This is a genomic window from Piscinibacter sp. HJYY11 (assembly GCF_016735515.1).
Taxonomy (GTDB): domain Bacteria; phylum Pseudomonadota; class Gammaproteobacteria; order Burkholderiales; family Burkholderiaceae_C; genus Rhizobacter.
On the sequence record NZ_JAERQZ010000001.1, the window covers coordinates 1,531,653 to 1,544,362 of the forward strand.

At 69.8% G+C, this 12,710-nt stretch carries 10 protein-coding genes; 6 read left to right on the plus strand and 4 right to left on the minus strand.

Going from position 1 to position 12,710, the window contains the following annotated elements; translation table 11 throughout:
• Window positions 1-25 precede the first annotated feature (25 nt).
• From JI745_RS06890 to JI745_RS06905, 4 genes are all read left to right on the plus strand, one after another.
• Entirely contained in the window at window positions 26-565 is a 540-nt protein-coding gene (locus tag JI745_RS06890) for a methylated-DNA--[protein]-cysteine S-methyltransferase (protein WP_201804887.1), read from the plus strand.
• A 254-nt stretch (window positions 566-819) separates the two neighbouring features.
• Window positions 820-3,570 (plus strand): PAS domain-containing protein, encoded by a 2,751-nt coding sequence (locus tag JI745_RS06895; protein WP_201804890.1) that lies wholly within the window; start codon window positions 820-822, stop codon window positions 3,568-3,570.
• Window positions 3,571-3,583: 13 nt separating this feature from the next.
• Window positions 3,584-3,970: a response regulator gene (locus JI745_RS06900; RefSeq protein ID WP_201804892.1), complete on the plus strand. Its 387-nt coding sequence runs from the start codon at window positions 3,584-3,586 to the stop codon at window positions 3,968-3,970.
• A 30-nt stretch (window positions 3,971-4,000) separates the two neighbouring features.
• On the plus strand, window positions 4,001-4,444 hold the full coding sequence (locus JI745_RS06905) for an FKBP-type peptidyl-prolyl cis-trans isomerase (protein WP_201804893.1): 444 nt from the start codon (window positions 4,001-4,003) through the stop codon (window positions 4,442-4,444).
• A 6-nt stretch (window positions 4,445-4,450) separates the two neighbouring features.
• Here the strand turns inward: JI745_RS06905 and JI745_RS06910 are convergent, their stop codons facing one another.
• Entirely contained in the window at window positions 4,451-6,316 is a 1,866-nt protein-coding gene (locus tag JI745_RS06910) for an ABC transporter ATP-binding protein (RefSeq protein ID WP_201804894.1), read from the minus strand.
• Between the two features lie 83 nt (window positions 6,317-6,399).
• Here JI745_RS06910 and JI745_RS06915 point away from each other — a divergent pair, with 83 nt between their 5' ends.
• The gene (locus JI745_RS06915; RefSeq protein WP_236674927.1) at window positions 6,400-8,748 is read left to right on the plus strand and encodes a penicillin-binding protein 1A; all 2,349 of its coding nucleotides are present in this window, start codon (window positions 6,400-6,402) and stop codon (window positions 8,746-8,748) included.
• Between the two features lie 33 nt (window positions 8,749-8,781).
• Here the strand turns inward: JI745_RS06915 and JI745_RS06920 are convergent, their stop codons facing one another.
• The 3 genes from JI745_RS06920 to JI745_RS06930 all read right to left on the minus strand — a co-directional run bounded on the left by JI745_RS06920 (window position 8,782) and on the right by JI745_RS06930 (window position 10,604).
• Entirely contained in the window at window positions 8,782-9,699 is a 918-nt protein-coding gene (locus JI745_RS06920; RefSeq protein ID WP_201804895.1) for a DUF808 domain-containing protein, read from the minus strand.
• A 140-nt stretch (window positions 9,700-9,839) separates the two neighbouring features.
• Window positions 9,840-10,139, minus strand: a complete 300-nt coding sequence (locus tag JI745_RS06925) for a flagellar basal body rod protein (RefSeq protein WP_201804896.1) — start codon at window positions 10,137-10,139, stop codon at window positions 9,840-9,842.
• 66 nt (window positions 10,140-10,205) lie between these two features.
• Window positions 10,206-10,604 (minus strand): VOC family protein, encoded by a 399-nt coding sequence (locus JI745_RS06930; protein ID WP_201804897.1) that lies wholly within the window; start codon window positions 10,602-10,604, stop codon window positions 10,206-10,208.
• 160 nt (window positions 10,605-10,764) lie between these two features.
• Here JI745_RS06930 and JI745_RS06935 point away from each other — a divergent pair, with 160 nt between their 5' ends.
• Window positions 10,765-12,609 carry a serine/threonine-protein kinase gene (locus JI745_RS06935; RefSeq protein ID WP_201804902.1) on the plus strand — a complete coding sequence of 615 codons (1,845 nt, stop codon included), beginning with the start codon at window positions 10,765-10,767 and terminating at the stop codon, window positions 12,607-12,609.
• Window positions 12,610-12,710: the final 101 nt, after the last annotated feature.

Sequence of the window (12,710 nt, forward strand, 5' to 3'; positions counted from 1 at the left end):
GGGCTCGCAGTGTAGATTGGCCTCGATGAACACGCCCGCCTGCACACTGCTCGACACCGCCATCGGCCGCTGCGGCATCGCCTGGGGCCCGCACGGCATCCGTGCGTTCCAGCTGCCCGAGCCGGATGACGAGGCGACCCTGCATCGCATGTTCCGCCGTGGGGGGCCGTTGCCGCAGGCCGAGCCGCCGGCGCATGTGGCCCACGTGATCGGGCGCGTGCAGGCCTTGCTCGATGGCGCACCCGTCGACCTGCGCGACGTGGTGCTCGACCAGAGCGGCCTGCCCGAGTTCAACCGCCGCGTCTACGCCATCACCCGCGAGATCCTCGCCGGCCAGACGCGCACCTACGGCGACATCGCCGCCGAACTGGGAGACCTGTCGCTCGCGCGGGCCGTGGGCCAGGCCCTGGGCGCCAACCCGCACGCGGTGATCATGCCGTGCCACCGCGTGCTCGCCGCGCGGGGTGCCTCGGGCGGTTTCTCCGCAGGAGGAGGCGTGTCGACCAAGCTGCGGATCCTGCTGATCGAACGTGCACAAATCGGCGCGCAACCCGGGCTGTTCTGATCTCGAGGCAACCGCCCACTATTGCCGGCACTAATACCAGGATGCGCCGGGCGCAAGCGGGTTGATCCTTGCCGTGCTCGCAGGCGCAGTTGCACACTGCCTGGGCACGCGCCCGCCGCAGGCGCATACCAACAAAGAGCATGAAACCGGCGTCTTTCTGGAGCCGACTGTCCCTGGGCCCTTGGGCCCCCGGGCGATCCGGCCCTGAAACCATCGCACCAGCGTGGCTGGTCCGGGGTTTCGTCGGAGCCAACGTGCTTGCCGTGGTGCTGATCGTCACGCTCACCGCGGTGTCGCTCGCCAACAGCCGCCACGCCACGCGCGATCGCGCCAGCATCTCGGCCGCGAACACCGCGCAGACCCTGCGCCAATCCATCGAAAGCGAGATCGACCAGATCGACCTGTTGCTGCGCTCGGCCATCCTCGGCCTCGAACGCGAGCAGGTCGCCGGCAGCCGCGACCCCGCGGTGCTGAAGAAGCTGATGCAGGCCAGCCGCGCCCTGCTGCCCCACGTCGAAGCCCTGCGGGCGACCGACGCCGTGGGGATGGTGCGTTATGGGGACGGCCCGGAGCCCCCGGCGCCCATCGACGTGAGCGACCGCGAGTACTTCCGCAAGGCGCGCGCCTCCCAGTGGGGGCTGATCGTGTCGGAGCCCGTCACGAGCTACGCGAGCCAGAACTGGGTGGTGGTGTTCGCGCGGCGCATCGACCACCCCGACGGCTCCTTCGCCGGCGTGGTGTACGCGACCGTCGCGACCGAGCGCTTCCAGGACGTGCTCGCGAACGTGCAGCTTGGCCGCAACGGCGCCGCGAGCCTGCGCACGAGCAGCCTGCGGCTGGTGGCCCGCAGCCCGGCGGGCGCACGCGACGAGATCGGCAGCGACAAGGTCTCGGCCGAGCTGCGCGAGCTGATGCGGACCCCCATCACCAGCGGCACCTACACCGCCTCGAGCGGGCTCGACGGCGTGGAGCGCAGCAGTGCCTACGCGCGGGTCGGGCCCTACCCCTTCGTCGTGGTCACCGGTGTCTCGACCGCCGAGGCCATGGCGCCCTGGTACATCGAGCTCTGGGGCACGGTGGGCCTGGCCACGCTCACCCTGATCGTGATCGCCTCCTCGTCGTGGCTGCTGGTGCAGGCCTGGCAGCGCGAGATCGCCCACGCGGCGCAGCGCCTGCGCGAGGCCGACCGCCACCGTGCCTGGCTGCGCACGGCCGGCGACGGCATCCACGTGATCGACCGGCGTGGCCGGCTGATCGAGTACAGCGACTCCTTCGCCGCCATGCTGGGCTACGAGCGCGAGCAGATGCGCGGCATGGAGGTCACCCAATGGGAAGCCAGCGACCCCGAGGTGGCGCTGCAGTGGTGCCGCACGACGCAGGGCGACCAGCGCTTCAAGACCCGCCACCGCCGCGCCGACGGTTCGCTGATCGACGTGGAGGTGACCAGCACCACCACGGTCATCGACGGCGAAGAGCTGATCTTCGGCGCCTCGCGCGACATCACCGAGCGCCGTCGCCTCGAAAACGAGACCCGTGCCGCCCTCCAGCTCGCGCGCAGCAGCGAGCAGCGCGTGCTCGACATCGCCGACAACGTGCCCGCCGGCATCGCCTACGTCGACCGCGAGGAGCGCATGCAGTTCGTCAACGCGGTGCTCGCGCGCTGGCTGGGCGTGCCGCCGAAGGAACTGATCGGCAAGCAGATCCGCGAATTGCTGAGCCCCGAGCGCTATGCCCACCGCAAGCTCATCTACGACGCCGTGTGGCGCGGCGAGACGGTGCGCATCCCCGAGAGCATCCCCTCGCTGCGCGGCAACGTGCGCCACACCGAGACCGTGCTCGTGCCCAAGCGCGACGACAGCGGCCAGGTGGTGGGCTTCTATTCGCTCTCGCAGGACTTCACCGAGCGCATCCGGATGGAGAGCACCGTCGAGCGCCAGGCCCGCAACCTCGCGGCCATGACCTCCATCAGCGACGACATCATGGTCGTGCTCAACGAGGAGGGCGAGATCCAGCTCGCCAACCGCGCCTTCGAGGAACTGTGGCAGCTCCCGCCGGGCGGCGCCAACGGGCGCACGATCTCCGGCATGTACGGCAACAGTTTCTTCTACGACGTGATCCGCCCCAAGCTGCGCCACGCGCTCGACGGCCAGCCGGTGAAGGTGCGCACCTCGCACGCGCTGCCGGGCCGGCCCACCCGCGTCTTCGATGCGAGCTACCACCCGGTCTACAACGAGCACGGCCTGATCGACGCCGTGGTGTTCACCGCCCACGACGTGGACGACCTGGTGAACTCGCGCGACGAGCTGGCCCACACCGTCGAGCAGCTGCAGCGCAGCAACGAGTCGCTCGAGCAGTTCGTGCGGGTCACGTCGCACGACATGCGCGAGCCGCTCAACAGCATCGCCCAGTTCGTGCGGCTGATCGAGGAGACCGGCACGCTCGCCCCGCCCGCCGACCAGTACTTCGGCTTCGTCAAGCGCGGCGCCGCCCGCATGCGCACCATGCTCGACGACCTGCTGCGCTTCGTGCGCCTGGAGGCCGCCGCCATCGACCCCGACGATGCGCACCAGCTCGACGAGGTGATGCAGGAGGTGCAGCACCTGCTGCACGCCCAGATCACGCAGACCCAGGGCGAGGTGGTGGTCGAGCCCCTGCCGCTCGTGCGCGGGCGGCGCAGCCTGCTGGTGCTGCTGTTCCAGAACCTGGTCTCCAACGCCCTCAAGTTCACCCCACCCGGCGTGCCGCCGAAGGTGCGGGTGAGTGCGACGGTGGAGGCCGACCGCGTGCGCGTCACCGTGGCCGACCAGGGCATCGGCATCGCACCGGAAGACATCCCCACCCTCTTCGAGCCCTTCCGCCGCCTGCACCGCCGGCAGGCCTACGACGGCACGGGGCTGGGCCTGGCCACCTGCAAGCGAATCGCGATGGTGCTGGACGGCAGCATCGAGATCCACTCCAATCCCGGGGAAGGGACACGCGTGACCGTCACCTTGCCGGCCGCTTGAAAGGGGGCCCGTGATGCTCGATCTCGTGATCGTGGTCGACGACAACGATGCCGACCTCGTCTACACCGAGGTGGTGCTGCGTGCACGTGGCATCGCCCGGCAGGTGAGCTGCTTCGACACGGCGGCCGAGGCGTTGCAGCGCCTGGCCGACATGGCCCAGCCGCAGGCGTCGCTGGTACTGCTCGACCTCAACATGCCCGAGATGGACGGCTTTGCCTTCCTGCGCGCCTACGAGGCCCTGCGACCGCCGCAGGACCGCGCCGTGCCGGTGGTCATGCTCACCAGCTCGCCCGAGGCGTCCGACCGGCTGCGCTGCACCGCCCACGGCTGCGTGCAGGGTTACGTGGTGAAACCCTTGAGCGACGAGGACGCTCGCCAGCTGCTCGCCTTCGCCTCCTAACATGCGCGGTTTCTGCCCGAAGGAAACCGCATGAAGAAACACTCCCTCCTCGTCGCCGCCCTCGCCAGCCAGCTGGCCTTGAGCGCCTGCGCGCAAGACGCCGCGAAAAGCCCAGCCCGGCAGGAGCCCGCCAGCGTCACCACGCAGAGCGGCCTCGTCTACACCGTGCTGAAGGAAGGCACCGGCGCCTCGCCGGCGGCCACCGACACGGTGAAGGTGCACTACCGCGGCACGCTGCCCACCACCGGCAAGGAGTTCGACAGCTCCTACTCGCGCGGCCAGCCGGCGGAGTTCCCCCTCAACCGCGTCATCAAGTGCTGGACCGAAGGCGTGCAGAAGATGAAGGTGGGCGGCAAGGCCAAGCTCGTGTGCCCGCCGGCCATCGCCTACGGTGAACGTGGCGCCGGCAACGGGCTGATCCCGCCCAATGCCACGCTCGTGTTCGAGGTCGAGCTCCTCGACGTCAAGCGCTGAACGGGGTCAGGCAGGGACCGGCTCGGCCTCGTCGTCCGCTTCCTCGCCGAGGAAGCCGCCGCTCTGGTGCGCCCACAGGCGCGCATAGAGCCCACCCTGCGCGAGCAGGCTGCGATGGTCGCCCTCCTCCACCACGCGGCCCTTGTCGAGCACGATCAGGCGGTCCATCGCGGCGATGGTGGACAGGCGGTGCGCGATGGCCACCACCGTCTTGCCTTCCATCAGCTTGTAGAGGCTCGCCTGGATGGCGGTCTCCACCTCCGAGTCGAGCGCACTCGTCGCCTCGTCGAGCAGGAGGATGGGCGCGTCCTTCAGCATCACCCGCGCGATGGCGATGCGCTGGCGCTGGCCGCCCGAGAGCTTCACGCCGCGCTCGCCCACGTGGGCGTCGTAGCCACGCCGGCCCTTGGCATCGGCCAGGGTCTCGATGAACTCGTGCGCCTCGGCACGTTTCGCCGCGGCCCGCATCGCGTCGTCGCCCGCCTCGGGGCGGCCGTAGAGGATGTTGTCGCGCACCGAGCGGTGCAGGAGCGAGGTGTCCTGCGTCACCATGCCGATCTGCGCGCGCAGGCTGTCCTGCGTGACGGTGGCGATGTCCTGCCCGTCGATCAGGATGCGGCCGGAGCCGACGTCGTAGAAGCGCAGCAGCAGGTTGACGATGGTCGACTTGCCCGAGCCCGAGCGGCCCACGAGGCCGATCTTCTCGCCGGGCTTGATGTGCAGCGAGAGGCCGTCGACCACCTGCCGCGCCTGCGGGCCGGCGCCGTAGGAGAAGCCGACCTTCTCGAAGCGCAGCTCGCCGCGCGTGACCTTGAGCGGCACGGCCTGTGGCGCATCGACCACCGTGCGGTGGCGCGAGAGCGTGGTCATGCCGTCCTGCACGGTGCCCACGTGCTCGAAGAGCGTGGCCATCTCCCACATGATCCAGTGCGAGATGCCGTTGAGCCGCAGGGCCATCGCGGTGGCCGCTGCCACCGCGCCCACGCCCACCTCGCCGCGCGTCCACAGCCACAGCGAAGCACCGGCCGTGCTCAGGATCAAGAGCACCGACAGCGTGTGGTTCACCGTTTCGAACGAGGCCACCAGGCGCATCTGCACCTTCACCGTGTCGAGGAACTCCTGCATCGCGCCGCGCGCATAGCCCGCCTCGCGGCCGGCGTGCGAGAAGAGCTTGACGGTCGCGATGTTGGTGTAGGCATCGGTGATGCGGCCCGTCATCAGCGAGCGCGCATCGGCCTGCTCCTGCGCGATGCGGCCCAGGCGCGGCACGTAGTACGTCAGCGCCAGGCCGTACAGGGCCAGCCAGCCGAGGATGGGCAGCAGCATCCACATCGCGAAGCTGCCCATCACGGCGATCAGCGTCACGAAGTAGATGATCACGAAGACCAGCAGGTCGCAGGCGATGAACCAGGCGTCGCGTACGGCGAGCGCCGTCTGCATCACCTTGGTGGCCACGCGGCCGGCGAACTCGTCCTGGTAGAAACTCATGCTCTGGCTGAGCATCAGGCGGTGGAAGTTCCAGCGCAGCAGCATCGGGAACTGGCCGCCGAGCGCGACGTGCTTGATGGCCGTCTGGAACCACACGAGCACGATGCTGCCGGCGAGCACCGCCGAGAGCATGAGCAGCGAACGGCCCTCCTGCGCCCACAGCGTGGCAGGGGTGACCTTCGCCAGCCAGTCGACGATCTCGCCCATCATCGCGAACAGCCAGGCCTCGAAGGCGCCGATGGTCGCCGACAGCAGCATCATGCCGAGCAGGTAGGGGCGCAGGCCCTGGGTGCAGGCCCAGAGAAATGCCGAGAACGAGCCGGGTGGCGTGGTGGGCTGCGCGTCCGGGAACGGATGCACCAGCCGCTCGAAGAAACGGAACAAAAAAGCCCCTTGCGTTCAAAGGAAGGGCACAAGGTTAGCGGAAGTGGCTTTTCGATAATGGCCTTGCATTGAAAAGAACCCCCATGAAACCTGCCCGCAAGACCCTCTTCAAGCGCATCGCGCTCATCGCCGGTGGCGTGGCCGCCGGCTGCGCGATGCTCGGCGCTGCGGTGCTCACGGTGCTCTACCTGCAGCTGCCCGAGCTGACGATGCTCACCGACTACCAGCCGCGCCAGCCGCTGCGCGTGTTCACGCGCGACGGGGTGGAGATCGGCGAGTTCGGCGCGGAGCGCCGCTACTACGTGCCGATCGGCCACACGCCCAAACTCGTGCAGGATGCGGTGCTCGCGATCGAAGACGCGGGCTTCCGCGACCACAGCGGCGTGAGCCTCAAGGGCACGGTGCGCGCGGCGCTCACCAACCTCTGGCGCGCCTCGCGCAGCCAGGGCGGCTCCACCATCACGCAGCAGGTGGCGCGCACCTTCTACCTGTCGAAGAAGAAGTCGTACATGCGCAAGCTGCGCGAGGCGCTGCTGGCGATCAAGATCGAGCAGCACCTGAGCAAGGACCAGATCCTCGAGCTCTACCTCAACCAGATCTACATGGGCCAGCGGGCATATGGCTTCGAGGCGGCTTCGCAGACCTATTTCGGCAAGCCGCTCACGCAGCTCTCGGTGGCCGAGAGCGCCATGCTCGCCGGCGTGCCGCAGAACCCGCGCTACGCCAACCCGTCGGCCAACTTCGACCGCGCGAAGAAGCGGCAACTGCAGGTGCTGGAGCGCATGCTCGCCACCGGCGTCATCACCCAGGCCCAGCACGCCACGGCGCAGGCCGAGAAGGTGCAGGTGCAAAAGGGCAACGACTACGCGGTGCATGCCGAGCATGTGGCGGAGATGGTGCGCCAGACCCTCTATGCGCAGTACGGCGAGGCGAGCTACACGCTGGGCCTGAAGGTCACCACCTCGCTGCGCGCGGGCGACCAGCAGGCGGCGTGGCAGGCCTTGCGCAAGGGCGTGCTCGACTACGACCGCCGCCAGCCCTACCGCGGCCCGGAAGACGAGGAAGACCTGCCCGACGGCGTGGCCGCCGACGACCCGGCAGTGGCGGAAGCCCTGTCCGACCACCCCGACGACGCCGACCTGCGCGTGGCCCTCGTCACCGAGGCGTCGCCACGCCTGGTGGTGGCCACGCTCGCCAACGGCGAGGTGCTGCGCCTGCAGGGCGAAGGGCTGCGGCTCGCGCAGGCCGCGCTGTCGCCGCGCGCGAACGACAGCCTGCGCATCCGCCGCGGCTCGGTGATCCGCGTCACGCAGGCCGGCAAGCGCTGGTCCATCGCGCAGTGGCCCGAGGTGCAGGGCGCGCTGGTGGCGCTCGAGCCGCAGAGCGGCCGGGTGCGCGCACTCGTCGGCGGTTTCGACTTCGGCCGCCAGCAGTTCAACCACGCGACGCAGGCCTGGCGCCAGCCCGGCTCGAGCTTCAAGCCCTTCCTCTACTCGGCCGCGCTCGAGCAGGGCGTGATGCCCAACACGCAGGTCAACGACGCGCCACTGCCCGCCGACCCGAACGGCGCCACGCCCGCGTGGGATCCGAAGAACTCCGACGACCAGTACGACGGCCCGATCACCCTGCGCGAGGCGCTTGCCCGCTCGAAGAACCTCGTCACCATCCGGCTCGTGCAGCTGCTCGGCCCCGATGCGGCGCGCGCCTGGGCGGCCCGCTTCGGCTTCGAGCCGGCCAAGCACCCGGCCGACCTCACGCTCGCGCTCGGCTCGGGCGCCACCACGCCGATGCAACTGGCGGGGGCCTACTCGGTGCTCGCCAACGGCGGCTTCCCGGTGCAGCCGGTGGTGATCGAGCGCATCGTCGATGCGCAGGGCAAGACGCTCTTCGAAGTCCCGCCCGTCACGCTCGACGAGGCGAGCCGTGCCATCCCGGCACGCAACGCCTGGCTGACCGGCAGCCTGCTGCAGGAAGTCACCCGAAGCGGCACCGCGGCACGTGCCCAGGCCCAGCTGCAGCGCACCGACCTCTACGGCAAGACCGGCACCACCAACGACGCGGTCGACGCCTGGTTCGCCGGCTACCAGCCGTCGCTGGTGGCAGTGGTGTGGATGGGCTACGACACGCCGCGCAGCCTGGGCTCGCGCGAATCAGGCGGCGGCCTCGCGCTGCCGGTGTGGATCAACTTCATGCGCCAGGCGCTGCAAGGCGTGCCGGTGCAGGAGCCGCCGATCCCGGACGGCCTGTCGCAGCACGACGGCGACTGGGTCTACAACGAGTGGAGCGACGGCCCGAGGCCGGGGATCGGCTTCGACGAGACACCGCCCGTGATCGGCAGCCCGACCAGCCCGGGCGCAACGTCGCCAGTGCGTGCCCGCAACGGCGAGCTCGTCGACACCGAGCCGCCAGAGGTCAAGCTCAACCGGCCCTGATCGCTGACCGGCGGGGCCGGGGCCCACGCAGGATCAGGCGTGCGCCTTCTTGCCGCGCGCCTTCTGCACCACCGACACCACGGCGAGCACCACGGCGCCGGCGATGATGCCGACCACGGCGTCGAGCAGGCTCGACACCACGAGGTTGCCCACGGTGCCCATGCCGTGCACCACCGCCTCGATGGCGTGGTGCAGCGCCGGCACGCCGTGCGTGAGGATGCCGCCACCCACGAGGAACATCGCGGCCGTGCCGGCCACGCTCAGGCCCTTCATCAGCCACGGCGCGGCCTTCAGGATGCCGGCGCCGATGCCGCGCGCCGCGGCGTTGGCCTTCTGGCTCAGGTAGAGGCCCAGGTCGTCGAGCTTCACGATGCCGGCCACGAGGCCGTAGACGCCGACGGTCATGATGATCGCGATGCCCGACAGCACGCTCGCCTGGATCAGCAGGCTCTTGGTCGCCACGGTGCCGAGCGTGATGGCGATGATCTCGGCCGACAGGATGAAGTCGGTGCGGATGGCGCCCTTGATCTTTTCCTTCTCGACCGCCACCAGGTCGACCTCGGGGTTGGCGAGCGCGTTGGTCAGCTCGGCATGGTGGGCATCGTCTTCGGCCTTGCTGTGCAGGAACTTGTGCGCAAGCTTCTCCACGCCTTCGAAGCAGAGGAAGAGGCCGCCCACCATCAGGAGCGGCGTCACCGCCCACGGCGCGAAGGCGCTGATCAGGAGCGCCGCGGGCACGAGGATCAGCTTGTTGACGAACGAGCCCTTGGCCACCGCCCACACCACCGGAATCTCGCGCTCGGCCTTCACGCCGGCCACCTGCTGGGCATTGAGCGCGAGGTCGTCGCCGAGCACGCCACTGGTCTTCTTGGCGGCAACCTTGGTCAGGATCGACACGTCGTCGAGAACGGTCGCGATGTCGTCGAGCAGGGCAAGCAGGCTGGAGGCCATGGTGTGTGGGCGTCAAACGGAGGTGGAGGGCAAGGCCGCGGCACGGCCTGCTGCGGCAGGCGCGCATGGTACGCGAGCAGGTGAGCCCGGCTCCGCTCAGCCGTGCAGGTAGATGGGTCGGCGGGTATCGGAGAGGCCGGTCAGGCCTTGAGGTCGATGAGCGACCCCAGCATCTCGTGCTCGACCTGCACGGTGCGCAGGTTGGCCTTGAAGCTGTAGAGCGCAACCTTCTGCTGCACCAGGTCGGCGGCGAGGTTGCTGCCGGGCTCGGCGGCCCGGGTGATCTGGGTGGAGACGCCACCGCCCGGCTGCGACTGCTGCACCACCTGCTGGCGGCGGAACGCCGGGGTGACCGCATTGGCAACGTTGTGCGCCGCAACGCCCAGGTGGGTCGTGGCGGCGTTCATGCCGGAAATCGCGATGGACGAGATGGCGCTCATGGTGATTCGACGGTTTTATCGACCGATCCAGACCGGACTTGAGGACTTTTTTTTGCACCCGCCCGATCAGCCGAGGGCCAGGAACTCGACCCAGTTGCCGTCCGGGTCCTCCACGATGGCGATCTTCACGCCCGGGCGCAGTTCGCGCTCCTTGACGGCCACCTTGGCACCAGCATCGACACAGGCCTGCACGATCTCGGTGATGTTGGTGACGGTCATCGTCCAGTAGCGGTAGCCCGCCGCACCCTGGATGCCACCCGGCGTGGCCTGCGCCGGCACCTGCGGCAGCACCACCAGCTTGATCATGCTGTCGCCGCAGAGCATCTGGTGCATCACGCCGCCGGCGGTGGGCATCTCGCGCAGGTACTTGAAGCCGAGCACGTCGCGGTAGAACGCGAGCATCGACTGGCCGTTGGTGGTGACGATGCCGAGGTCGATCGAGGGCTTGGCTAGCTGGACGCCCATGGGGTCTCCTTGTGTGTTGTGTGGGGGAGTCATAAGGTATCACCGTGTTGCTGTCGCCCAGGTGACGCCCCCGATCGCGGGGGCCGTGCTCTATAAACCGGCCCGGCGGCACGTCGCTTGCCCAAAGGGGGACCAGATGCCCGAGAAGCAAGAACCTTCCATGGATTTCGGACCCACGACGCAGCAGTTCGACCCCGTGCAACCCTTCGACGCACTTCCTGCCGGCACCCGGCTGGGCGGCTACCAGCTCATCGAAGTGCTGGGCCGCGGTGGCTTCGGCATCGTTTACCTGGCGCTCGACTCGTCGCTGCAGCGCCAGGTGGCGATCAAGGAATATTTCCCGGCCGAGTTCGCCATCCGCTGCGACGACGGGCAGGTCTGGATGAAGCCCGGCGCCGACCCCACCGCCTACAGCGCGGGCATGAAGGCCTTCCTGAACGAAGCCAAGATGCTGGCGCGTTTCGACCACCCGTCGCTGGCGCGCGTGCTCACCTTCTGGGAAGAAAACCGCAGCGCCTACATGGTGATGCCCTACTACGAAGGGCGCACGCTCGGTGACGTGCTGGCGGAAATGAAGGCGCCGCCGGACGAAGCCTGGCTGCGCTCGCTGCTCGCACCCCTGCTGAGCGCGCTCAGCACGCTGCACAACGCCAACTGCCTGCACCTCGACATCTCGCCCGACAACATCCTCGTGCTGGGCGATGGCCGGCCAGTGCTGCTCGACTTCGGCGTGGCCAGCCGCCTGGCCACCGACAAGACAATGCCGCTCACCGCGCTGCTCAACCCGGCGTACGCGCCGATCGAGCAGTACAGCGAATCGGTGACCCTGCAGCAAGGCCCGTGGAGCGACATCTACGCGCTCGCCGGCGTGCTGCACTTCGCCATCGCCGGCGTGCCGCCCGCACGCGCGACCGTGCGCGCGCTGGAAGACCCGCAGCGTCCGCTCGCCGAAACCGTCGCGTCGCGTGCGCTGCTGTTCCCCGGCCTCAGCTACAGCGCCCCCTTCCTCGCCGCCATCGACAAGGCGCTCGCCGTGCGGCCACGCGACCGGCCGCGTGGCGCGGCCGAGTTCTCGCTGCTGCTCGACCGCGCCACGCCGGCCGAGCCGCCGGCGGCAGCGCCCCAGGCCGCAAGCAGAGGCCCCGCCGACTTCGACTTTGCCGCCGCGACCGGCGGCAGCACACGGGCCACGCCGGCGCCTGCCCACGAGCCCGAGCCGGAACCGATGTTCGCGGCCGAGCCCATGGATGCGCCGCCCCGTCCCAAGCGCAGCCGCATGCCGATGTGGGTTGCCACCATCGCCGTGCTCGGCATCGCGGGTGCCTGGTGGACGTCGCTGCAGCGCCAGCCGTCGCTCGCCTCCATCTCGGTCAGCGATTTGCCGCCGGCGGTGGTGGCGCGCATTCCCCAGCCCGCGGCCGAAGGCGCGAGCAGCGCGATGCCGCTGCCCACCGAGCCCACCGCGGCCGGGCCGGCACCCGCCCCAGCCTCGGCGGCGACTGCAGCGGCCAGTGCCGCGGCCACTGCTGCGCCTGTGGTGGCACAGGCCGCGCCTGTCGTCGCCCAGGCCGCGTCGGCGCCGCAGCAGCCGGCCTCGGCCGCCGCGGCACCACCCGCGCCCACCCGCCAGGCCGCCGCCAAACCCGCAGCACCGCCCAAGCCGGTGCGCGTGGCCAAGGCCGCGCCGCCGCCCCGCGTGCCGCCGACCCTGCCGCCGCCTGAAGAAGCACCGCCGCAGGAGCAGACCGCCGCGGCAAGACCCGAGGCCGACGCAGCACCGCGCGAACGTGACGGCGACCGCGAACCCGAGCCGCCAGCCACCGCCCGCAAGCCGCCGCCGAAGAGCATCGCCTCGGCGCTGCCCGCCGAGCCCAACAACCCGCGCGCGGCCTGTGGCAGCCGCACGAACTTCGCGCTCGTCTACTGCATGCAGCAGCAATGCAAGCGCTGGAAGTTCAACAACCACCCGCAGTGCATCGAGCTCGAGCGCCGCGGCGAGCTCTGATCCGCATCACGGAGCTTTACCTGGCAGCAACGTAAAGGCGTCAACAGCGCCGAGGGGCCTGCCGTTGACTGTTCGTGGGAGCCTCGTCTGGCGCCCAGGAG